At 64.9% G+C, this 21,338-nt stretch carries 19 protein-coding genes; 11 read left to right on the top strand and 8 right to left on the bottom strand.

The window, feature by feature from the left end; genetic code table 11:
* Positions 1 to 7 precede the first annotated feature (7 nt).
* The 3 genes from M622_RS24410 to M622_RS24420 all read right to left on the bottom strand — a co-directional run bounded on the left by M622_RS24410 (position 8) and on the right by M622_RS24420 (position 3,201).
* Complete coding sequence (locus M622_RS24410; protein ID WP_021248190.1) at positions 8 to 1,174, bottom strand: ABC transporter substrate-binding protein; 1,167 nt, start codon at positions 1,172 to 1,174, stop codon at positions 8 to 10.
* A gap of 141 nt (positions 1,175 to 1,315) precedes the next feature.
* Complete coding sequence (locus tag M622_RS24415) at positions 1,316 to 2,206, bottom strand: branched-chain amino acid ABC transporter permease (protein ID WP_052028676.1); 891 nt, start codon at positions 2,204 to 2,206, stop codon at positions 1,316 to 1,318.
* A gap of 119 nt (positions 2,207 to 2,325) precedes the next feature.
* Positions 2,326 to 3,201 carry a branched-chain amino acid ABC transporter permease gene (locus M622_RS24420; RefSeq protein WP_021248192.1) on the bottom strand — a complete coding sequence of 292 codons (876 nt, stop codon included), beginning with the start codon at positions 3,199 to 3,201 and terminating at the stop codon, positions 2,326 to 2,328.
* A gap of 127 nt (positions 3,202 to 3,328) precedes the next feature.
* Between M622_RS24420 and M622_RS24425 the strand changes: the two genes are divergently transcribed.
* On the top strand, positions 3,329 to 3,967 hold the full coding sequence (locus M622_RS24425; protein WP_031346319.1) for a trimeric intracellular cation channel family protein: 639 nt from the start codon (positions 3,329 to 3,331) through the stop codon (positions 3,965 to 3,967).
* Positions 3,968 to 4,024: 57 nt separating this feature from the next.
* Here the strand turns inward: M622_RS24425 and M622_RS24430 are convergent, their stop codons facing one another.
* From M622_RS24430 to gdhA, 3 genes are all read right to left on the bottom strand, one after another.
* Positions 4,025 to 6,181, bottom strand: a complete 2,157-nt coding sequence (locus M622_RS24430; protein ID WP_021248194.1) for a hypothetical protein — start codon at positions 6,179 to 6,181, stop codon at positions 4,025 to 4,027.
* 101 nt (positions 6,182 to 6,282) lie between these two features.
* A complete protein-coding gene (locus tag M622_RS24435; protein WP_021248195.1) occupies positions 6,283 to 6,924 on the bottom strand; it encodes an MBL fold metallo-hydrolase in 642 nt (213 codons plus the stop codon).
* Between the two features lie 146 nt (positions 6,925 to 7,070).
* Positions 7,071 to 8,414, bottom strand: a complete 1,344-nt coding sequence (gene gdhA / locus M622_RS24440) for an NADP-specific glutamate dehydrogenase (protein ID WP_021248196.1) — start codon at positions 8,412 to 8,414, stop codon at positions 7,071 to 7,073.
* 246 nt (positions 8,415 to 8,660) lie between these two features.
* On the opposite strand from gdhA, the gene lysM reads away from it, so the two are divergent.
* The 6 genes from lysM (at position 8,661) to M622_RS24470 (ending at position 14,314) form a co-directional block, all read left to right on the top strand.
* Complete coding sequence (gene lysM, locus M622_RS24445; protein ID WP_021248197.1) at positions 8,661 to 9,140, top strand: peptidoglycan-binding protein LysM; 480 nt, start codon at positions 8,661 to 8,663, stop codon at positions 9,138 to 9,140.
* Positions 9,141 to 9,247: 107 nt separating this feature from the next.
* Positions 9,248 to 9,691, top strand: coding sequence for an acyl-CoA thioesterase (locus M622_RS24450; RefSeq protein WP_021248198.1), 444 nt, complete (start codon positions 9,248 to 9,250; stop codon positions 9,689 to 9,691).
* 11 nt (positions 9,692 to 9,702) lie between these two features.
* Positions 9,703 to 11,094 carry a TIGR03862 family flavoprotein gene (locus M622_RS24455; RefSeq protein WP_021248199.1) on the top strand — a complete coding sequence of 464 codons (1,392 nt, stop codon included), beginning with the start codon at positions 9,703 to 9,705 and terminating at the stop codon, positions 11,092 to 11,094.
* A gap of 140 nt (positions 11,095 to 11,234) precedes the next feature.
* Complete coding sequence (trhP, locus tag M622_RS24460) at positions 11,235 to 12,644, top strand: prephenate-dependent tRNA uridine(34) hydroxylase TrhP (protein ID WP_021248200.1); 1,410 nt, start codon at positions 11,235 to 11,237, stop codon at positions 12,642 to 12,644.
* A gap of 105 nt (positions 12,645 to 12,749) precedes the next feature.
* Positions 12,750 to 13,418 carry a DsbA family oxidoreductase gene (locus tag M622_RS24465; RefSeq protein WP_021248201.1) on the top strand — a complete coding sequence of 223 codons (669 nt, stop codon included), beginning with the start codon at positions 12,750 to 12,752 and terminating at the stop codon, positions 13,416 to 13,418.
* A gap of 92 nt (positions 13,419 to 13,510) precedes the next feature.
* A complete protein-coding gene (locus tag M622_RS24470) occupies positions 13,511 to 14,314 on the top strand; it encodes an EcsC family protein (protein WP_021248202.1) in 804 nt (267 codons plus the stop codon).
* A gap of 772 nt (positions 14,315 to 15,086) precedes the next feature.
* Here the strand turns inward: M622_RS24470 and M622_RS24475 are convergent.
* Positions 15,087 to 15,680, bottom strand: coding sequence for a TetR/AcrR family transcriptional regulator (locus M622_RS24475; RefSeq protein ID WP_021248203.1), 594 nt, complete (start codon positions 15,678 to 15,680; stop codon positions 15,087 to 15,089).
* An 86-nt stretch (positions 15,681 to 15,766) separates the two neighbouring features.
* On the opposite strand from M622_RS24475, the gene M622_RS24480 reads away from it, so the two are divergent.
* From M622_RS24480 to M622_RS24495, 4 genes are all read left to right on the top strand, one after another.
* On the top strand, positions 15,767 to 17,146 hold the full coding sequence (locus M622_RS24480) for a DUF1329 domain-containing protein (RefSeq protein ID WP_031346323.1): 1,380 nt from the start codon (positions 15,767 to 15,769) through the stop codon (positions 17,144 to 17,146).
* 13 nt (positions 17,147 to 17,159) lie between these two features.
* On the top strand, positions 17,160 to 18,782 hold the full coding sequence (locus M622_RS24485; protein WP_021248205.1) for a DUF1302 domain-containing protein: 1,623 nt from the start codon (positions 17,160 to 17,162) through the stop codon (positions 18,780 to 18,782).
* Between the two features lie 153 nt (positions 18,783 to 18,935).
* Positions 18,936 to 19,139, top strand: coding sequence for a heavy-metal-associated domain-containing protein (locus M622_RS24490; RefSeq protein WP_021248206.1), 204 nt, complete (start codon positions 18,936 to 18,938; stop codon positions 19,137 to 19,139).
* Positions 19,140 to 19,230: 91 nt separating this feature from the next.
* Complete coding sequence (locus M622_RS24495; protein WP_021248207.1) at positions 19,231 to 20,676, top strand: 3'-5' exonuclease family protein; 1,446 nt, start codon at positions 19,231 to 19,233, stop codon at positions 20,674 to 20,676.
* Between the two features lie 67 nt (positions 20,677 to 20,743).
* On the opposite strand, the gene M622_RS24500 is transcribed toward M622_RS24495, so the two are convergent.
* Positions 20,744 to 21,253, bottom strand: coding sequence for an NAD(P)/FAD-dependent oxidoreductase (locus tag M622_RS24500; RefSeq protein WP_245543034.1), 510 nt, complete (start codon positions 21,251 to 21,253; stop codon positions 20,744 to 20,746).
* Between the last annotated feature and the right edge of the window lie 85 nt (positions 21,254 to 21,338).

The raw sequence follows: 21,338 nt of genomic DNA on the forward strand, positions 1-21,338 counted from the left end.
TCGCGCCTCAGCGCAGGTAGTCCGTGATCAATTCCCAGCGCCCGTCGCGGATCTGCGCAAGACGGCCATGGCGGTTGCCGAGGTGGTCCTCAGCGCTGAAGCGGTAAGCCGGGCTGCCGAAATAATCACGGCTGAATTCAAGGTTTTCGAGAGTGCGCGCGAACACGGTGGGCGTCAACTCGCGCCCGCTGGCATCGGCGGTGCGCACGAACATGTCGGCCAGGGTGTAACCCATCACGCTCCACACATTGGGCTCAGCGCCGAAACGTGCGCGATAGCGCTCGATCCAGGCGCCGAGCTGGGCGTTGGCGCCTGCGGCGTAGGGATGGGGCAGGACGCTGACGCCGTACAAGCCCTCGACTGCCTCGCCCCCCAGCTCATGCGTCTGCGCCGAGTAGCCCGAAGCCGTCACCAGCATATCCACCTTCCAGCCGATGCGGCGCGCCTCGGTCATGGCGGCGACGGTTTCTCGCACCACGGTGGCGAGCACGACGAGATCGCACTCGGCCGCACGCAGGCGCGCGACCTGGCTCGACAGATCGGTCGCGCCGCGCTTGTAGCCGGTGCGCTCGACGAGCTTGCGCTCGAGCTTGCCCAGGCCCGCCTCCACGCCCTTCATGACTTCCAGGCCGTAGTCGTCGTCCTGGTAGAGCAGGCAGGTGCGTTGATAGTTGCCGCGCTCGACCATGTGCCGGGTGGCCGCCTCCATGTAGTCCTGATAAGGCGCGAAATTCTGGAACTTCAAGGGGTGCAGGGGCGCGTAGGTCGCCTCATGCGGCGAGAACGGGAACAGGTGCAGACGCCCGGCATCGAGCACCACCGGCATTGTCGCCATCACCACCGGCGTGCCCATGGTGGCGATGAAGGCAAAGGCCTGGTCGCGCTGCACCAGCTTGCGCGCCGCCAGCACGCCGCGCTTGGGATCATATGCGGCGTCCTCCACCACCAGACGCAGTTGGCGACCATGAACGCCGCCCGCGGCATTGGCCTCGTCAAAGCGCATCAGCATGCCGTCGCGCACCGGTATGCCCAGCATGGCGATCGGGCCGGACAAATCGGAAATGTGGCCGACGACGATCTCGCTGGCGCTGACGCCGGCAACATCAGCGGCATGGAGGGCATGACTCGCCACACTGGCGCACAGGGCGAGGGCAAGAAGAGAGATTGTTTTCATCGGCAGGAAGGTCCACAACGAGTTCGGAAACGCGCGCGCATCAGGAGCGACAGGGAAGGACCGGAAGCGCGTCGCAGGGCACAAATTCTCTAATAATTCATAATTACAGACAAGACTGCTGATGAGACCAGGCCTTCAAGCTCAGGGCGCACGCGCCAGGCCCTGTGGTCTGAGCAGGATCACCGCCACGATCACTGCACCAAACAGCACCAGCTCCAGGCCGGCAGCACGGGCCCAGTCTCCGGGCAAGGTGTCGCGCAGCACCGCAATGGCCTGCGGCATCGCCACCACCACCAGGGCACCCCAGGCGGCACCCGCGAGCTGACGCGCGCCGCCGATGAAGGCCAGCATCAGCAGCTCGAAGGAAAACACCAGCCCGAACTGCTCCGGGCTGATGAAACCTATCCAGTGCGCGTACAGCCCACCCGCCAGGCCCGACAGACTGCCGCCAACGACGAAGGCCCGCAGCTTGGCCGCCGCGGGCGCAATGCCACAGGCGGCGGCGGCGGCTTCGTCCTCGCGCACCGCCTGCCATGCACGCCCGATGCGCGAGCGCAGCAGGCGCGCGCACAAGCCAAAGGCCACCAGCACGGCGGCGAGGCTGACGCCGGCCTGCGCCAGCGGCGTGTCGGCGCGCCAGCCGCCGAGCGCGAACGCCGGCACCAGCATGCCCGCCGCACCCTGCGTCAGCGACTCCCAGCGCACCAGGCCTTCTTCCACGATCAAGGCAAAGGCCAGCGTGCTCATGCCGAAGTACAGCCCGCCCAGGCGCCCGGCGGGCAAGCTCGCGAGCGCGCCACCCAGCGCACCCACGGCGGCGGCCAGCGGCAGCGCGGCCAGCGCCGGCACACCCGCGTGCACCAGCAAGGCCTGAGCGTACGCTCCCAGCGCGACAAAAGCGCCCTGCCCGAGCACGATCTGGCCCGCCTGGCCGACGATGATGATCACCCCCAGTCCGGCAATCGTATAGGTCGCAACCAGGGTCGCCTGCCCCAAGGCAAACTCCGCGCCCAGCCAGGCGAGCGCCGCCATCAGCAGCACGCCCCAGGTGGCCAGCGCGCGCCCATGGCGTCGCCAGTGGCCAGCATTCCCAGCCCGCGCAACGGGAACGCGCGTCGACTCGGTGCGGGACGACACCCGGCCTGGGTCCGTCATCGCCCACCGCCACCCAGCCGCCCGCCGCCCAGCCCCTGCGGGAACAGCAACAGCGCCGCCATCAGCAGCACATAGGGCACGACGTCCTTCGCCCCTTCGGGCAACAGCAAGCCTGCCATCGCCTCCACCACGCCGATGAAGATGCCACCGGCGAGCGCCCCCGGCAGGCTGCTCAAGCCGCCCAGCACCGCCGCGGGAAAGGCCTTGAGCGCGATGAAGCCCATGTTGAGATGGACGAAGGTGATGGGCGCGAGCAGCAAGCCCGCCACTGCGGCGAGGCCTGCGCCCAGCGCCCAGGCCAGGGTGTGCATGCGCGCCACCGGCACCCCCATGAGCGCAGCCATGCGCGCATCTTCCGCACACGCACGCAAGGCCAGACCCGCGCGGCTGAAGTGAAAGAAGGCCGCCAGCAAGAGCATCAGCACCACGGTGGCGCACACCACCCACAGATGACTGGCAGCCACAACGAGTGCCCCCAGCGCAACGGTGTCGGTGGCGAACGGCAGGCGATACATGTCCTGCGCCGCAGCCGGCACCGAGGCCACGCCACCACGCAACATCATGCCCAGGCCGAAGGTGAGGAGGACTGCGACCAGATGGGGCTGACCGAGCGCACGCCTCAGCACGACCCGCTCCAGTCCTGCGCCGAGCAAGGCCACGGCGAGCACCGCGCCCAGCACGGCGAAGGCCAGCGGCCAGCCCGCAGCCAGGTGCAGGGCGAGCCCGGCAAAGCCGCCCACCATCAGCAGGTCGCCCTGCATGAAGCTGACGGTGGCGGTGGCCTTGTAGATGAGCACGAAGGACAGCGCCACCAGCCCATACACGCAACCGATGGCGATGCCGCTGGACAGGACCTGGAGGAGGGAAAGCATGGGGCCGAAGTAGCGTTGAGCGGAATGGTTCAGGCCGCCGTCAGCGCGGGGCTCAAGGGCATGGCGCAGACGGCGCGCAGAAAGCGACTTTAACACCGCGCCCGGGGCACACCGCACGCTGGGCGCAATGCTATTCTCCCGCCCCATGTACGGTATCGAATCCATCCTCTATGGCGTCGGCCTCGCCGGTGTCGCCGCCCAGGCTGCGGCGGGCGTGCTCGACGCCGGGCGCAAACCCTTCGACCTCTTCGGCATCGTGGTGGTGGCGCTCGCAGCTTCGCTCGGCGGCGGCTCGCTGCGTGATCTCTTGCTCGACCGTCCGGTGTTCTGGATTGCCGACCAGAGCTATCTGATCGGCGCCATGGCCGCCGGACTGGCGACCTTTGCGCTGGTGCGCTACGTGCGCCTGCCCGCGCGCCTGTTCCTGCTGCCCGATGCAATCGGGCTGGCGCTGTTTACCGTTTCCGGCACCCAGGCGGCACTGGCCATGGATGCGCCCTGGCTGGTGGCGAGCCTGATGGGCGTGATCACCGGCGTGTGCGGCGGCATCGTGCGCGACGTGCTGTGCAACGAAGTACCGCTGGTGTTCAACGGCGAATTCTACGCCACCGCCTCCTGGCTGGGCGCACTGCTGCTGCTGGGCCTGATGGCGTACGACGTCAGCCCGGGCTGGGCGGCGCTGGCGGGCGGGACGCTGACGCTGGTATTGAGGCTGGCCGCCATCCGCTTTCGCTGGCGGCTACCGGTGTTTCGCGCCCGCGCCTGAGGCGGGCGTCCGTGCCCCGCCTCGGCGCTGCATGTCCTCAGCCGAGAAAGCTGTCGCTCAGCCGAGAAAGCTGTCGTACACCCCCTGGCGCCACAACACGATCGCGATCGCCACCACGATCAGCAGGAACATCCAGGTGCCCCAGGGCGTCTGCTTTTCGGCGTAGGGGTCGGACAGCGAACGCCTGGCGCCGGCGGGCAGCGTGGCAAGCCCGGTCAGTGCGGCGCCAAACGGGATGTTGATGCGCGCACGCGTGTTGACCGCCCAACCATTGGCGTCGAGCAGAGGCCCCAGATTACGGTTGCGCAACTTGAGCCAGGCCAGCAGCATCGACGGCCCGGAAATCAGCAGCACGACCCCGGCGATGACCACCGGCATCTGCCACGCAGGCAGGGACAGGAAGCCGGTGACCACAGCCGCCAACGCCGTGCCCAAGGCCCCCAGCGCGAGACCGATGGCAGCGAAGATGCCGGCGAACTTGGCAATGTCGAAGGCCTGCGCTGCGGGCGTGGCCGCGGGTGCTTCGAGCTTGGCGCCGGCGTCGGCAACCCCCGCTGCAGCCCTGTCCTCGACCGCCTTGTCGCGCGAAGCGGCGAACTTCTGCAACTGCTTGCCAATCATGCTGCCAATGCGCTTGTAGGGTGACCAGAAGGCCTGGCGCACGCTGATCGGCGCCTCCACCACCTTGACCACGCTGGCGTTCCAGTCCCTGCCCTGGCGGTCGTAGAAGACGCCGTTGCGGCCCGGCACCATCATCTCGTCGGCATCGCCAGCGGTCATCGCGGCGACGATCGTCATCGCCGCCTCGCCCTCACGCACACAGTCGCAGTACACCAGATAGGCGCCCGACAAGGGTGCAAGCGCCGCATGGCGGCCCATGTCGAACACACGCAGACTCAACTCACAACTGCGCTGATCAAGATAGAGCGTACCGGCCTGGAAGATGGCCTTGTCCGCCCCCTTGTAAAAATCGCTGAGGGTGACGAAGTTGCGCAGCAAGGTGACGAAGTCGCGGTTGTAGCGCACCAGGCGCTCGAGCGCGTCGACCTGTGCCGCGGCCGTCTCGGCAGCGAGATCCTGTTCAATCAAGCTCGTCAGTTCAGCCTGAGCCGTGCCCGCAAGCAGGGCGCTCAGCTCATCCACCGGCAGCGCCGCAAGGGGCGTCGCGGGCTTGCGCGCCAGCCAGCTGCGATAGGCGTCGAAGCGCGCCGCGATATCCTGCCATTGCGCATGTGACAGATCTTCGTGGGCCCCCAGGATGGGTTTCACCACCTCATCACGCAGTGCCGCGATGCGCGCCTCCCAGGCGGGATTGAGCCCCGCGCTCAAGGGCAGGGCGCGGCCGGCAGCGACCTGGGCCAGGGGCAGCGCAAGCACGCCCTCGCTATCGGCCCCAAGCGCCTCGAGGGCGAAGCCGGCATAGGTCGTATCCAGCGGATTGAGTGCCAGCGCGGCACGCTCGTCGAAGGCGGCAAGACGACAGCGGGTGAAGTAGTCCTCGACCTTGGCGCGCACGCCATCGAAAACTGCAGCGGCCGCGGCCGTCGCATCACCGAGCGGCAACACGGTATCCGGGTCGCGCGTGGCCTGCGCGTGCCAGTCCACCACCATCTGCGCTGCCGCGAAAAAGGCCGACACCTTGTCCTGATCGATGCCTGGCTTGCCGCTGCGGTCCTCAAGCGCGCCGAAGTGCTCGATGATCAGTCCTATCGTCTGCACCAGTCCGGCGTCGGTGGCGAGTTCGGCCGGCACGATGCCGTCACCGTTGTAATGCTCGGGTGCAAACAGAAGGGAGGGATCGGCAAAATCGGCGACCGCGACCGCATCCGACTCCGGCTTGTTGATATAGGCCAGCACCTTGCGCGCGGTCGCCGCCAGCTTCGCACCCTCGGGATGCTCGCTTGCGATGGCGTCCAGCGGCAAGCCATCCACGCCGCGAAACAGCACGTCCGGCGTTTTCAGCACCGTGCACACCCAGTTGGCCGCCGCGATCACTTCCGGCGCGCGGATGCGACCATCGCCGTCGCTATCGATCATCTGCAGCGTGCGCGTGTCGAACTCCAGCCCGGAGGTCGGACACGCCAGCACCGACCACAGCTTCTGGTCGAGTTCACCGAGATGACGCAGATCGTCCGCGTTCTCGATCAAGACCTGATCAAAGCCTCCGGAGCGGAAAAATCGCCACTGGTAGCCTTTCTTCTTTTGCTCACTCATCCGACACCCCCTGTTGTGCCGCCGCAGCGACCTGCATGAACGCCTCCGTGCTGCACGGCCAGCGCAGGCCCAAGGCTCAGGGCACGCAATGGCCGCAGTGTTCAGCCATACGCACCCACAAACGGATTGCTCTCGCGCTCCTCGCCAAAGGTCGAGGTGGGGCCGTGCCCGGGAATGAAGGTGATGTCATCGCCCAGCGGAAACAGCTTTTCGCGAATCGAGCGGATCAGGGTCGGATGATCACCGCGCGGAAAATCGGTGCGGCCGATCGAACCGGCAAACAGCACGTCACCGACGATGGCCAGGCGGGCGCCCTCATGTACGAAGACGACATGGCCAGGCGTATGCCCCGGCGCGTGAATGACCTTGAGGCGCTGCTCGCCCACGGTCACGGTATCGCCATCATGCAGCCAGCGATCGGGCTCGAAGCTCTCGACCTCCGCAAAGCCGAACATCTTGCTTTGTTGCGCCATGCTCTCGATCCAGAAGCGGTCCTCCTCCTGCGGCCCTTCGATCGGCACGCCCAGTGTGCGCGCCAGTTTGGCAGTGCCCCCGGCATGGTCGATATGGCCGTGCGTGATGAGGATCTTTTCCACCGTGACGCCGAGCTTGGCGACCGCAGCGAGGATGCGGTCGATGTCACCGCCCGGGTCGACCACGGCGGCCTTCTTCGTGCGCTCGCACCAGAGGATGCTGCAGTTTTGCTGAAAGGGCGTGACCGGAACGATGCTGGCCTGGATCATGGGTGAGGCTCCTGAAAGCTTGATGGCGGCCACCAGTTTAACTTCAAGCGCGCGCTCAACGAAAAACCCGCCCGTGTGCACTCGGCACGAGGGGCGGGTCCGGGGCGGCAGCTGGAACGCTCAGTCGCGTCGCAGTGCGCAGGTGATCAGATCACGCCCTGCGCCAGCATGGCGTCGGCCACCTTGACGAAGCCGGCAACGTTGGCGCCGTCGGCATAGCTGAACGAGCCGTCTTCGCGCTCGCCATACTTGAGGCAGGCGGCGTGGATGCCGAGCATGATCTCTTTCAGGCGGCCGTCAACTTCTTCGCGCGTCCATGAGATGCGCATCGCGTTCTGGCTCATCTCCAGGCCGGAGGTGGCCACGCCGCCGGCGTTGGAAGCCTTGCCCGGCGCGTAGAGCACGCCGTTGAGCTCGAAAATCTTCACCGCCTCGACCGTGCTCGGCATGTTCGCGCCTTCGGCCACGGCCACCACGCCGTTCTTGACCAGGGTGGCAGCGTCATTGGCGTCCACCTCGTTCTGGGTCGCGCACGGCAGGGCGACTTCGACCGGCACATGCCAGGGCCGAACATTGGGCTCGAAGCGTGCGCCGACGCGCTCGGCGTACTCCGCGACACGGCCGTAGTGGTGGTTCTTGATCTCCATCAGCACCGCCAGCTTCTCGGTGGTGAAGCCGTCTTCATCGATCACGGTGCCGCTCGAGTCCGAGCAGGTGATGGGCTTGGCGCCGAGTTCGAGCAGCTTCTCGATGGCGTACTGGGCAACGTTGCCCGAGCCGGACACGGACACGCGCATGCCCTTGATGTCGCGACCGGCGTGCTCGAGCATGGCGTTGGCGAAATAGACCGTACCGTAGCCGGTCGATTCCGGGCGAATCAGCGAACCGCCAAAAGGCAGGCCCTTGCCGGTGAACACGCACGCGGCGTTGTTCGACAGCTTTTTCATCATGCCGGCCATGAAGCCGACTTCACGCCCACCCACGCCAATGTCGCCCGCCGGCACATCGGTATCGGGCCCGACGTGGCGGAACAGCTCGCTCATGAAGGCCTGGCAGAAACGCATCACCTCGCCCGGGCTGCGGCCCTTCGGATCGAAGTCGGAGCCGCCCTTGCCACCGCCCATGGGCAGGGTGGTGAGCGCGTTCTTGAAGGTCTGCTCGAAGGCGAGGAACTTCAGGATCGACAGATTCACCGAGGGGTGGAAGCGCAGGCCACCCTTGTAAGGACCGATCGCCGAACTATGCTGGATGCGATAGCCGCGATTGACCTGCACCTCACCCTTGTCGTCCACCCAGGACACCCGGAACATGATCACGCGCTCGGGCTCGATCAGACGATCCAGCAAGGAGTGCTCGGCGTAACGCTTGTTGGCGGAGATGAAGGGCCACAGGCTCTCCATCACCTCGCTGACCGCCTGCAGGTATTCAGGCTGGCCGGGATTGCGTTGCTCAACGTACGCCAGGAACTCCTCGAGAGACTGATATTTCATGATTGTGGGCCTGTAAGAAAAAATGGACACGCGCACGCGACTTCCTCGGGTTTAGCCGAGGAAGTCGCGTTGAATGGCCGCTATTTTGCATGAGATTGTGGCCTTGGACACGAAGTTTTCGCACAGCCGCTGCTGCTGCCTTGCCCCGCCATGGCCGGATTTTGGTGTTATCTTCGAAGCATGATGGCGCGCCGAGCTGCGTTCATGCCGGCCGCCCTTGCCCACCATCGACCTCAGGAGGCCAGTATGGGTTTGTTCGATTTCGTCAGGGAAGCGGGCGAGAAGTTGTTCGGCACGGCTTCGGCACAGGCTGCGAGTGCACCGGATGCGGCGGCGGCCAACGCTGCTGCGGCGACGGCCATCCACGACTACATCTGCGCCCTGGAGCTGGCCCCGGCCGACCTCGCCATCGCCTTCGATGGCGCAAACTCGGCCGTCACGGTGTCGGGCACGGCGCCCAACCAGAGCAGCAAGGAGAAGATCCTGCTCGCCGCCGGCAACGTCGCGGGGGTGGCGAAGGTGGCCGACATGATGACCGTGGCCCGCAGCGAGCCCGAAGCACAGTTCCACACCGTGGTGCGCGGTGACAGCTTGTCGGCCATCGCCGGGAAGTTCTACGGCGATGCCAGCAAATACCCGCTGATCTTCGAAGCCAACAAGCCCATGCTGTCACACCCGGACAAGATCTATCCCGGTCAGATGTTGCGCATTCCGCCCGCAGCCTGAGCACCAGCGCCGCCGCACAGGCCGCGCTGCAGACTTGCCCCCCTGATTTGCCAACTCGAGGTCCGCGCCCTTAGGCTCGGACCTCTTCCCGTTCACCAGGCCCCGCCATGCCCCGCATTCGCATCGAGTTGCCCGCACACTTTCCTTTCAGCACGTCGATCACGCTGCTGATCTCGCACATCAACCTCGGCCGCCATCTCGACAACGCGCAGCTGATCGGCCTCGTGTCCGAGGCTAGAGTGCGCTTCTTGAAGTCGATGGGCTACACCGAGCTCGACGTGGACGGAGCGGGCGTCATCGTCGCCGACGCCGGTGTGCAATACCGCTCCGAGGCTTTCCACGGCGAAACGCTGAACATCTCGATGGCAGCGAACGACTTCCACGCCTTCGGCTGCGACCTGGTGTGGTGCATGCATGAAGCCTTGTCCGGGCGTGAGGTCGCGCGCGGCAAGACCGGCATCGTGTTCTTCGACTACGGCGCGCGCCGCAAGGCCCCAGTGCCCGCAGGTTTTCGCCGCCGCTTTGCCGCCGATTCACCAACACCTGACTGAGTCAGCGCCGCATGTCCACGATCACCCAGCTGCCGTCCAGCCCGGCCCCCGTGCGCATCGCCATCGTCGGCGGCGGACCGGCGGGCCTGATGGCGGCAGAGCAACTGGCCACGACGGGGGCCACGGTGACGGTGTACGACGCCATGCCTTCGGTCGGGCGCAAGTTCCTGCTCGCCGGGCGCGGCGGGCTCAATCTGACCCACAGTGAAGCCCTGGAGCCCTTCCTGTCGCGCTACGGCGCGCAGCGCGCACGGCTTGCACCCATGCTGCACGTCTTTGGCGCGCAGGCGCTGCAGGACTGGGCGCATGGCCTGGGGGTGGACACCTTCGTCGGCAGCTCGGGCCGCGTATTCCCCAAGGAAATGAAGGCGGCGCCACTGCTGCGCGCCTGGCTCACGCGCCTGCGTGCAGCGGGCGTGCGCTTCGAGATGCGCCATCGCTGGCTGGGCTGGGACGACAGCCGTGCGCCAGGCGACGCGCCTGCGCCGCAACACCAGCTGCGCTTCGCCACCGCGCACGGTGAGCGCCGGGTCGACGCCGACGCGGTGCTGCTCGCGCTGGGCGGCGGCAGCTGGGCCAGGCTGGGCTCGGATGGCGCCTGGGTACCGGTGCTGCGTGCGGCCGGGGTCGAGGTCGCCGACCTGCTGCCGGCGAACTGTGGCTTCGACATCGGCGGCTCCGATCTCCAGGGCTTTGAGCCCGCGCGTGCTGCGCCCGGCACGGATGGCAAGGGTGCTGAGCGCACCCCGCACAGCGCCTGGAGCACGCACTTCCTGCAGCGCTTTCGCGGCCAACCCTTGAAGTCGGTGGTGGCCCACTTCACCGACTTCAAGGGCCAGCGCCACGAGCGTGCGGGCGAGTGCCTGGTGTCGGCAAGCGGGATCGAAGGCGGCCTGATCTATGCGCTGTCCGCGCCGCTGCGCGACACCATCGCGGCACAGGGCAGCGTCACCCTGCATCTGGACCTGGCGCCGGGGCGCAGCCTGGAGCGCCTGCGCGGCGAACTTGCGCGCGCGCGCGGCAGCCGCTCCATGGCCAGCCACCTGCAGGGCCAGGCCGGCATCAAGGGCATCAAGGCCGCGCTGCTGCGCGAATGCCTGCCAGCGCAGGCTTTTGCAGACCCCGCGCAACTGGCGGCGGGCATCAAGGCACTACCCTTGACCCTGGTCGCCCCTCGTCCGCTGGACGAAGCGATCAGCAGTGCTGGCGGTGTGCGCTTCGAGGCGGTGGACGAAGCACTGATGCTGCGCGCGCGACCCGGCGTCTTCGTCGCCGGCGAGATGCTTGATTGGGAGGCCCCCACCGGCGGCTATCTGCTCACCGCCTGCTTCGCCACCGGCGTCGCCGCTGCGCACGGGCTTTATTCCTGGCTCAACAAGGCGCAGGACCGCACCCAGGCTTGAGCGCCGGTCTGCGCGGGCACGCTGCGCACAGCCCGACCCCAGCCCCTCCGTGCGGCACGCGCAGCGCAGCCTGTAACTGCACCGCCCCGGCTTAGCGCTTACAATCGCGCCCTTGCCGAACCTGCTGAGAATTCAAGCACATGCCTCATCCTCTTCGCCGCCCCGAACTGCTCGCCCCCGCCGGCTCGCTGGACATGATGCGCACCGCCTTCGCCTATGGCGCCGATGCGGTCTACGCCGGCCAGCCGCGCTATTCGCTGCGCGTGCGCAACAACAGCTTCGGCCAGCTCGACACGCTCGCCGCCGGCATGGCCGAGGCCCGCGCCGCGGGCAAGCTGTTCTATCTGGTCGCCAACATCTACCCGCACAACGCCAAGATCCGCAGCTTTGAAGAAGACATGGCGCCGGTGATGGAAATGCGCCCCGACGCCCTGATCATGGCCGACCCCGGGCTGATGATGATGGTGCGCGAGCGCTGGCCGGAGATGGACATCCATCTGTCGGTGCAGGCCAACACCACCAATTACGCCTCGGTGCGCTTCTGGCAGTCGATGGGGGTGAAACGCATCATCCTGTCACGCGAGCTGTCGCTCGACGAGATCGCCGAAATCCGCGACGCCTGCCCCGACATGGAGCTGGAAGTGTTCGTCCATGGCGCGCTGTGCATTGCCTATTCCGGGCGCTGCCTGCTGTCGGGCTACTTCAATCACCGCGACCCCAACCAGGGCAGCTGCACCAACTCCTGCCGCTGGGACTACAAGCTGCACGAGGGCGCCGATGACGCCGCCGGCGACGTGCACGCCCGTGGCGACATGCCGATCGGCAACCCGAAGCACGCCGGCGCGGTCGGCACTGCCACCCGCGGCAAAGCCGACGCCGCGCCTGGAACCGCCCTCGGCGGCGGGCCACGCCACATCGGCGGCAGCAAGGTGTGGCTGCTGGAAGAGGGCACGCGCCCGGGCGAGCTGATGCCGATCGAGGAGGACGAGCACGGCACCTACATCCTCAATTCCAAGGATCTGCGCGCGATCGAACACGTGCAACGACTGGTGGACATCGGCATCGATTCACTGAAGATCGAAGGCCGCACCAAGAGTCCCTACTACGTCGCCCGCGCCAGCCAGGGCTATCGGCGCGCGATCGACGACGCCGTCGCGGGACGCCCCTTCGACACCCGCCTGCTGGGCGAACTGGAAGGTCTGGCGAGCCGCGGCTACACCGACGGCTTCTACCAGCGCCACCACACCCCGGCGCACCAGAACTATCTGCGCGGCCACTCCGAATCCGGCCGCAGCCTGCTGGTGGGCGAGATGGTGGGCTATGACGCGCAGCGCGGGCTGGCCGAGGTCGAGGTCAAGAACGGCTTTGGCGTGGGCGACCGGCTGGAGTTCGTGCAGCCTGAGGCCAATCACGAACTGCAACTCGATCGCCTCCTGACTGTCGATGGTGAGGAGATCGGGCGCATCCCCGGCAGTGGCCGGCGCGTGTGGCTGCCGCTGCCCGCACAGGCCGATCCTGCGCAGCCCTGTTTCATTGCGCGCTTTCTCTGAGCGCAGCCCACTCCCCTCAGCCGCAGCCCCGCCGCTTTCAGCACACCGAGAGGCGCTCGGGCAAGCTGAGCCAACGAACCCCTGCCTGCCTATCTGGACCACGCCATGATCCTGAACATCGACTTCGTCTCCGATTTTGTCTGTCCCTGGTGCTTCCTGGGCAAAGTGCGCCTGGAGCGCGCGCTCACCGAACTGCAGGCCACCCGCCCCGAGCTCGAGCCGCGCGTGAACTGGCTGCCCTTCCTGCTCAACCCCGACACGCCGCCCCAGGGCGAACCCTATCGCGCCTTTCTTGACGCCAAGTTCGGCGGCCCGATCAAGGCCGAGGCCGTGCTCGACAATGTGCGCGCTGCCGCCGCCGCTGACGGCCTGCAGTACGCCTTCGAGCGCATCCAGACCCGCCCCAACACCTTGCATGCACACCGCCTGATGTACCGCGCACAGTCCATCGGCCAGACCCAGGCCCGCATCCAGATGCTGGGCGGCGCGCTGTTTGCCGCCCACTTCCAGGAGGGGCGCGACATCGGCGACAAGGACACGCTGGCCGACATCGCCGCCACCTGCGGTGAGCGCCGCGACAGCGTTCGTGAATGGCTGGACAGCAGCGCCGACACCGACAAGGTGCAGCGCATGGTCGCTGGCGTGCGCAAGCAGGGTATCGAGGGCGTGCCCTTCTACATCCTCAACCGCAAGCTCGCGGTGTCCGGCGCGCAGTCCGCCGCGGTGCTGGGGGCGGCGCTGCTGCAGTCGCTGGAAACCGGCAAGCCGTCCTGAACCTCATTCTTGAAGACTTCGTACGGCAGGCGGAACGCGGCGACGACGACCGCGTCTGACTCTCATCAACCGTCTGAGCCCCGAATCACGCCATGAACGCCAGCCCGCTTTCAAGCGCCGACCTCGACGAGCTCGTGCGCGCCCGCGCCCTGCTCGACCATCCCAGCCTGACCGCACGCCTGAGCAATGTCGTCGGCAGCCCGCTGGAAAAGGGCATGGCGCGCTTGCCCGAGCGCTGGCGAGGCGGCGTGGGCGCGCTGGCGCATGACGCGCTGCTCAAGGCGATGAACACCGCGGCGAAAACGCTCGACAGCGCGCCTCGCGCCGCCTCGCCGCGTCTGCACAAGCTGCTGGGCTCGGTCAGCGGCGGCGCGGGTGGCGCTTTTGGTCTGGCGGGGCTGGCGGTCGAGATACCGCTGTCGACGGTGCTGATCATGCGCGCCATCCTTGACATCGCCCGTGCCGAAGGCGAGAACATCGGCTCGGCGCAGACGCGCCTGGCTGCACTGGAAGTCTTTGCCCTCGGCGGCCCCGGGCGCGGTGACGACGCGGCCGAGTCGGGCTATTACGCGGTGCGCGCCGCCCTCGCCACCAGCGTCGGCGAAGCCGCCCGCCACCTTGCGGAAAAAGGCCTGACCAGCGAAGGCGCGCCCGCCCTGGTGCGGCTGATCACCCTGGTTGCGACACGCTACAAGGTGCAGCTGACGCAAAAGGCGGCGGGCATGCTGGTGCCAGGCATTGGCGCAGCCGCAGGCGCAGGGCTCAATCTGATGTTCATGGACCACTTCCAGGATGTCAGCCGCGGCCACTTCATCGTGCGCCGGCTGGAGCGCTGCCATGGTGCCGAGGCTGTGCACACGGCCTGGCAGTCAATCGACCTCAAGCGATCGCGTTGAGAGGCTCGGACCACCCCGGCGGGCGACTGAAGTGATCGCCCTGTGGCGTTGATCGTCACTGTCCCGGGTGGCCAATATCGTCAGTACTCCATTGACAGCAGCGGCTGGTACCAAGTGGTACTTGTTCGATCTGAAGCGCCTTCGCTAAGCTCCTTACAGCTGATTGAAGGGTAATCATGGTTTCAAATCAGCGCTGATTGTTGCACCCACTGATGGTCGTGCGAATTGCACACGTCATCCTGAATGGTCCGCAGCACGATCTGCCTTGGCAGCTCGATTGATTGGAGCCCGTAATCAAGGGCACGTACAGCATCGCATCCCAAAAGACGCAGCGTGCAGTGCTCATGTCATGGGGACTTACCTCCCCCACTGATTACCCCCATATGCAACTCCCCAGGCAGGCGTAATGGCATTTACCTTACAGCGAAGTCTTCTTTACGAAGCCCGCCACTTTCTCCAGAGCACTTCCATACAAACTGCTGAATGATGAAAAGCGCTGCAAATATTGATTCATGCCGGGTCTGGATGCTGGGGGCGTGCGATCGCGCTGAACAGCCTGAGCCTTTGCCACTCCCCATCTTGCATCGCACTCGAAAGCCATGAGCAATGAACGCCGACAACCGACCGTCACCGTCCCGCGGAGTGGCACTGAAGAAGCCTCTGACTCAGGGAAAACCCCTATCGCGCTCTTCGCAACTTTAGTTGCGTTAGATTGCCGCATCCACTAGGATCGAAACATTCTGAAACCTGCCGCATGCACTCGGGATGCTCATCACTCTGCACGTGTCGTCAATACACTCAAGACCTTGATGATTGCATCAAGTTTGTTCTCTTCAATCGGCTTCCTTCCAGCAAGTGTCATCAGAACGAGTGGGGAAATGATGATTGTAAACAATGAGGCAGGGTCGAGGTTCGACGGAACCTCGCCCTTTTCCTGCGCATCCTTGATCAAGCGGATGAAGTTCGTCTGAATCGGCTGCCACTGCGCGAGGATCATGCTGCTTTCCTCAACATCCGGCGACGAAAGGAAGGAAAGATTCATTGCGATTTCCTCAGCCTTGGAGAAATGCCAGGCGAGCTCCCGCAGTCCTGCTTCGAGCGTTTCCGCCCAGTTGCTCTTCTGATTTATTTCAACCGGTCTGTTGTGCTCCTGCAGGGCTTCCTGAAAGAGAGTGATCTGGGAGGGCCAGCGCCGGTAAAGCGTAGTTTTGTTAACACCTGAGAGATCGGCCAATTCATTGTAACTGAAGTGCATGTTTCCACTTTTGATGAGCTCGATCACCGCTGTGATCACTTTCTGCCTGACGACCTCGGTCCGTCCGCCAGGGCGTTTTTGAAGCGTGGAGGGAGGATTGGGTTCTTTCATGGGGTATTTGACCGAGAGTTGAATGGTTGAAATCTTGACTCAAAATAATAATAAAAATTCAACACACTAAAACCAAAGGAGTAGAAATGAGGAAAAACGAGATAATTCTTGCTTTGTCCATATCCGCAGGATTTCTGTGCGTCAGTTCAAGCGCACTGGCCAAGGTGGACGCCGCTGAGGCTGCAAAACTGGGCAAGGAATTGACCTGCATGGGTGCCGAAGCCGGCGCGAATGCCGACAACACCATTCCGGCCTTTTCGGGAAAATGGCTGGGAACCCCGCCCGGGATCGATTATAAACCACACGTCGGCCAGCACCCGATCGACCCTTATCCCGATGACAAGCCGATTTTTCAAATCACCTCGGCCAACTTCGAACAATACGCAGCGAAACTGACCGAAGGTCAGCTGGAAATGTTCCGCCGCTATCCCACGTTCAGGATTCCGGTGTACACCGGCAGACGTGACTTTCGCTACGACGACAAGGTCTGTGATGTTGCGCGCAAGAACGCGCTCGAGGCCGAGCTGATTGACGGTGGCCCGGGATTCGCCGGCTACCAGGGCACGCCTCCCTTCCCGATCCCCAAGCAGGCAATGGAGCTGCTGCAGAACACCACCTTCCCGGCCATCGCTTTCACCGAAGAGGTCACGATGGACATCGCCAACGTGCAACGGACAGGCGATGTTTTCTGGGGCAGAAACCACTTGCGCGGCCTCAACGTGGTCACCGAGCCCGACGAGGTCGGCAAGCCGATGGGCAAGATCATGGCCTACTCGCTGAACCAGACGTATCTCCCGATCCGGGACCGGGGCTCGGTGTCGAGCGCGGTGGAGCCGGTGAACTTTGCCACCGACACACGCCTGGCCTGGAACTATGACCCTGGCACCCGTCGCGTCAGGCAATTGCCCATGTACGGCTACGACACACCGCTTTCGGGCACCTCTGGCCAGATGACGATCGACCAGGACCGCCTGTGGAACGGCGATCCGGGACGATATGAGTGGAAGATGCTGGGCAAACGCGAGATCTATCTCCCGGCCAATTCCTACCGGCTCCATGGTAAGGACGTCAAGTACGCCGACCTGCTCACCCCCAATCACGCCAATCCCGACTATCTGCGCTACGAACTGCGCCGCGTCTGGGTGCTCGAGGCGACGCTGAAAGACGGCTTCCGCCACGCCTACGGCAAGCGCGTGCTCTACCTCGACGAAGACAACTGGCAAGCCTCGATGTCGGATTACTACGACGCCAGGGGAGCGCTCTGGCAGCACGCCTTCATCAACCACTACTACGCCTTCGATCTCAAGGGCTGGCACGTCGGCAACAGCTTCTACCATGACCTGAACACCGGGAATTATGTTGGCTACAACCTTTTCCAGGAGCGTGAGACCGGCCCCATTCTGAATGCTGGAAAGATGGTCCCGACCATGTTTGGTCCGGAAGCCTTGCGCCAGATCGGCAACTGATCAGGAGATGAAAATGACCCTACCAATATTCAAGCTGTCTCCTGTCGCCATCGCGGTCCTGGGCGTCGTCTTTTCCTCACCCTCGCTCGGCGGTGAGAGCATCGTCTACGACAACGGCGCGAAGCTCGACTGGAAGGCGACGACGACCTATACCCTCGCCACCCGACTCAAGTCGCCCGACCCCCTGCTTCTGGAAGTGGACGGCAACAGCAACTTCAAGAAAGGTGCGCTCACCGCCAACCGCCTGGCATTGCTGCTCGAAGGCAAGCTGTCCAAGGACAGGAGCGGCTTCGTGCTCTCGGCCAGCACCTTCTACGACGACGTCTATCACGGCAAGACGGATTTCCGTGGCGCCGCCCTCGGCACGGCAAATGCACCCGGCACGTTCAGCTCTGACGCACGCCGCTACCATGGCGGCTACAGCCGCATCCTGGATGCCTACGGCTACACCAGCTTTGGTGTAGGCGATGGCGACGCGACCGTGCGCCTGGGCAAGCACGTCGTATCCTGGGGCGAAGCGCTGTTCTTCCCGGCGATTTCCCTGGCGCAAGGCCCGGTGGACGGCTCGAAGAGCTCCATCCCCGGAACCGAAACCAAGGACCTTCTGCTGCCCGAAGACCAGCTCTCACTGATCTACCGGCCAGCACCGAACTGGACGCTGATGGCCCACGTGCAATACAACTGGCACCCGATCATCACCAACGCGCCCGGCTCCTTCCTGAATACCAGCAACACGTCCGGCCCCGGAAACTCCTGTCTCGATCGTTACTACCCCAACGGTACCGGAGGCTACAGCTGCTCCTTCGGAGCGCGGCAGGGAGATGACAGACCAGGCGACACCGGGCAGTGGGGCGTGGGCACGCGCTTCCGCGTCACCGAAGAGACCGAACTGGGCCTGTATTACCTCAACTATCACGACCGCATTGCACTACCCGAGGTCAACGTGTTCGCTGCCAGCGATGCGCTCGGCGGCGGTACTTATCGCAATCGCTACTTCGACAATGTGAAGCTCATCGGTGCATCCCTCAGCACCACCCTGGGCATGGCCACCCTCGCCGGAGAAGTGGCCTACAAGAGAGGAGCGCCAGAGTTGGTCGACGCAGTGCTGCCGGGAGGCAGTGCTCTGCCGACGCCAAGTCGAGCCAACACGCTGCAGACCAGCATCAACTCCTTCATCAACTTTGGTCGCTCGAGCCTTTCCGACGGGGCTTTGCTGCTTGCGGAAGTGTCCTACATCGACGTGCGCAGCGTGAAGAAGATCAAGGCACCGGGCCATGAGATCGCACTCGCAGACTATGGTATGGATCTCCCAGCCTCGAACAAGCTGAGCATGGCAGGACACGGCCTCGGCTTCTCCACCTCGCTGTATCTGAACTATGACGGCGTCCTTCCTGGCTGGGATCTCGAGATCCCGATCAGCTACGCACATCAGCTGAGCGGGCGCACCCTGCTGGGCCCGGCAGGCGGTCAAGGCGAGCGTAGTTTCAGTATCGGCGCGGCGATGACCTACAACCAGAACCTGAGCTTCGAACTGACCTATCTGGATTTCCTCGGCAATGCGAACCTGGACATGCGCCGGGAAAAAGCACTGACCGACCGCGATCAGCTGTCGCTGGTCGTGAAGTACAGCTTCTGATCAGGAGTCCATCGATCCGCTCGATTGTTCGCATTCGAGTCCTTCACTACTGGCGCACGCGCTTCCGGCTCCCGGGGCGCGTGCGCCAGTACGCGCTTGCATGACGGGGTCGAGTCAAGCACCATCGTCCACCTTTCAAGTGGACGCGCGCACATGAACACCCTCACCCTGAGCATCAGCGGCATGCGCGACGAACAGTGCCTGCGCCTGGTCACCAATGCCATCCAGGACCTGCCGGGAATCGGCCATCTGGAAATCTCGCTCGAGAGCGGCGTGGCAACAATCGAGCACGGCAACTTCGTCTCAGCGGCCGACATCCATCAGGCTATCGAAGACGCCGGCTTCAGCGCGCACTGAATCCCACACCGGCAGCACCGACGCAGAAACCATCGCGGTCGATACGCACTCGAAGCCCGATCACATCGATCGCACTTGCTGCCGACCCACCATGACACCTGCGCTGCTGCACCCCGATTTGTTGCGCCAATTCCCCGGTGGTATCGCCTTTGTCGATATCGAGACCAATGGCGGGCCGGCGCAGCGCGCATCGATCACCGAAATCGGCATCGTGCAGGTGGATGAGGATGGCGTGCACGAATGGTCTGCGCTGCTGCAGCCCGAGTCCCGTATCCCTGATCACATCCAGCGCCTGACCGGTATCGACGACGCCATGGTGGCGCACGCGCCACGTTTTGCTCAGATCGCCAACGAGGTCTTCGATCGCCTGCACGGCCGCCTGTTCATCGCCCACAACGCACGCTTCGATCACGGCCATCTGCGCGCCGCGTTTCGCCGTGCCGGGCTCGACCTGCGCCCGCAAGTGCTGTGCACCGTGAAGCTGTCACGCCGACTGCTGCCGGAACATCGCCATCACAGTCTTGACCATCTGATTTCACGACACGGGCTGGACGTCAGTGCGCGCCACCGCGCTTTGGGCGACGCGACGCTGCTGTGGCAGTTCTGGCAAAAGCTGCACGAGCGCTTTCCACCTGCGCATATCGCGGAGCAGGTGCGGGCGCTGGTCGCCCACCGCAGCCTGCCCTCCCACCTCGATGCCGAGCAGATCAATGCGCTGCCTGATACGCCCGGGGTGTATCTGTTTTACGGTGAGCGCGAGGGCAAGGCCAGCTTGCCGCTCTACATCGGCAAGAGCACGCATCTGCGCAGTCGCGTGCTGGCGCACTTCGCCGCCGATCATCAGAGCGACCGCGAACTCAGCCTGAGCCAGCAAGTGCGGCGCATCGACTGGATAGAAACCGCCGGCGAGGTCGGCGCCTTGCTCAAGGAGGCCGAACTCATCAAGCAACTGCAGCCCACCCATAACCGGCTGCTGCGGCGCAATCGCGACCTGTGTACCTGGCGGCTGGGCACGGACCTGTTCGGCAAGCCGCGCCTCGAACTCTTGCACGCGGACGCGCTCGACTTTGGCCAGCGTGACAATCTGTACGGCTTGTTCCGCACCCGCCGCGAAGCCAGCAACCGCCTGCGCGCGCTGGCGCGCGACCATGCACTATGCCCGCCCCTGCTGGGGCTGGAAAAACATGCGCCGAGGATGCGCTGCTTTGACTTTCAGCTCAAGCGCTGCCACGGCGCCTGCAATGGCAAGGAACCCGCGGCAGCTCATGAACAGCGCCTGCTCGACGCGCTGCAGGGGCTGAAGCTGGAGAGCTGGCCATGGCCGGGACCGATTGCGCTGCGCGAAGGGCTTGAGTTGCACCTGATCGATGGCTGGCGCTATCTGGGCAGCACACGCAACGGAATTGAGCTCACGCAATTGCTCGAGCGCGGCCGCCCCGCGTTCGACATGGACGTGTACAAGATACTGGTGAAGGCAGCGCGGACCCTGCCTGTGCTCGTCCTACCAGCGCTGGACGATGCCTGCACCAGCCCATAGAGGCAATGAGAGGGGCTGCAGACATTCAGCCCGCACTGGCGTTTTACCCGCGATGCGCTGCAAACGTCTAGCGTGCTTCGGCGATGAAACTGCTCCGCACCTGCTCGGCAACAGCCCGTCCACTCAGCCAGGCGCCCTCGACGCGGCCACCGTTGAGCCAGTCTCCGCACAGGCCAAGTCCGTCTGCCGCGTGCCACACACAGCCACCGTCCACCGCCGAATCCGTGATCGCGTAGCGCCAGCGATGGGCAGACCAGGCCTGCGGCAGCGCACCCCCCAGGGCTTTGAAAGCCTCGATCAGGATGGGCGCCACGATCTCTGCGTCTTCTTCCAGATGCGCCTCGCTCCATTCGGCGCTGGCATGCAGGCTCCAGCACTCCTGGCCATCACGCCCCGGTTTGCTGCTATCACGCGCCACCCAGCGCAAGGGCCCGCGATTGACGAAGGCCGCATCGAAAGACAGATCGAGCACGGTGTCAAAGCGCAGCATCATCGCCCAGCACGCCGCCATATGCCCTGCACGCGCCTCCGCCGCCAGCACAGGCGACACCGGTGCGAGCAGGGGAAGAGCTTGCACCCCCGAGTTCGACAGTTACGCGCGCAAGCCCTTGTTTTTGCTAGACCACACTTTCAAAAATGCCACTACAACAGCGCCAACTGCT

Origin of the sequence: Thauera terpenica 58Eu (genome assembly GCF_000443165.1) — a bacterium.
GTDB classification, from domain to species: Bacteria; Pseudomonadota; Gammaproteobacteria; order Burkholderiales; family Rhodocyclaceae; genus Thauera; species Thauera terpenica.

What these genes read in the sequence shown, in the direction of transcription:
- trhP (WP_021248200.1), top strand. Translation starts at nt 11,235, where the DNA reads ATGCCTCATCCTCTTCGCCGCCCCGAACTGCTCGCCCCCGCCGGCTCG.
- M622_RS24435 (WP_021248195.1), bottom strand. Translation starts at nt 6,924, where the DNA reads ATGATCCAGGCCAGCATCGTTCCGGTCACGCCCTTTCAGCAAAACTGC.
- M622_RS24495 (WP_021248207.1), top strand. Translation starts at nt 19,231, where the DNA reads ATGACACCTGCGCTGCTGCACCCCGATTTGTTGCGCCAATTCCCCGGT.
- M622_RS24480 (WP_031346323.1), top strand. Translation starts at nt 15,767, where the DNA reads ATGAGGAAAAACGAGATAATTCTTGCTTTGTCCATATCCGCAGGATTT.
- M622_RS24415 (WP_052028676.1), bottom strand. Translation starts at nt 2,206, where the DNA reads ATGGCGGCGCTCGCCTGGCTGGGCGCGGAGTTTGCCTTGGGGCAGGCG.
- M622_RS24450 (WP_021248198.1), top strand. Translation starts at nt 9,248, where the DNA reads ATGCCCCGCATTCGCATCGAGTTGCCCGCACACTTTCCTTTCAGCACG.
- lysM (WP_021248197.1), top strand. Translation starts at nt 8,661, where the DNA reads ATGGGTTTGTTCGATTTCGTCAGGGAAGCGGGCGAGAAGTTGTTCGGC.
- M622_RS24420 (WP_021248192.1), bottom strand. Translation starts at nt 3,201, where the DNA reads ATGCTTTCCCTCCTCCAGGTCCTGTCCAGCGGCATCGCCATCGGTTGC.
- M622_RS24425 (WP_031346319.1), top strand. Translation starts at nt 3,329, where the DNA reads ATGCTATTCTCCCGCCCCATGTACGGTATCGAATCCATCCTCTATGGC.
- M622_RS24455 (WP_021248199.1), top strand. Translation starts at nt 9,703, where the DNA reads ATGTCCACGATCACCCAGCTGCCGTCCAGCCCGGCCCCCGTGCGCATC.
- M622_RS24475 (WP_021248203.1), bottom strand. Translation starts at nt 15,680, where the DNA reads ATGAAAGAACCCAATCCTCCCTCCACGCTTCAAAAACGCCCTGGCGGA.
- M622_RS24485 (WP_021248205.1), top strand. Translation starts at nt 17,160, where the DNA reads ATGACCCTACCAATATTCAAGCTGTCTCCTGTCGCCATCGCGGTCCTG.
- M622_RS24470 (WP_021248202.1), top strand. Translation starts at nt 13,511, where the DNA reads ATGAACGCCAGCCCGCTTTCAAGCGCCGACCTCGACGAGCTCGTGCGC.
- gdhA (WP_021248196.1), bottom strand. Translation starts at nt 8,414, where the DNA reads ATGAAATATCAGTCTCTCGAGGAGTTCCTGGCGTACGTTGAGCAACGC.
- M622_RS24410 (WP_021248190.1), bottom strand. Translation starts at nt 1,174, where the DNA reads ATGAAAACAATCTCTCTTCTTGCCCTCGCCCTGTGCGCCAGTGTGGCG.
- M622_RS24490 (WP_021248206.1), top strand. Translation starts at nt 18,936, where the DNA reads ATGAACACCCTCACCCTGAGCATCAGCGGCATGCGCGACGAACAGTGC.
- M622_RS24465 (WP_021248201.1), top strand. Translation starts at nt 12,750, where the DNA reads ATGATCCTGAACATCGACTTCGTCTCCGATTTTGTCTGTCCCTGGTGC.
- M622_RS24430 (WP_021248194.1), bottom strand. Translation starts at nt 6,181, where the DNA reads ATGAGTGAGCAAAAGAAGAAAGGCTACCAGTGGCGATTTTTCCGCTCC.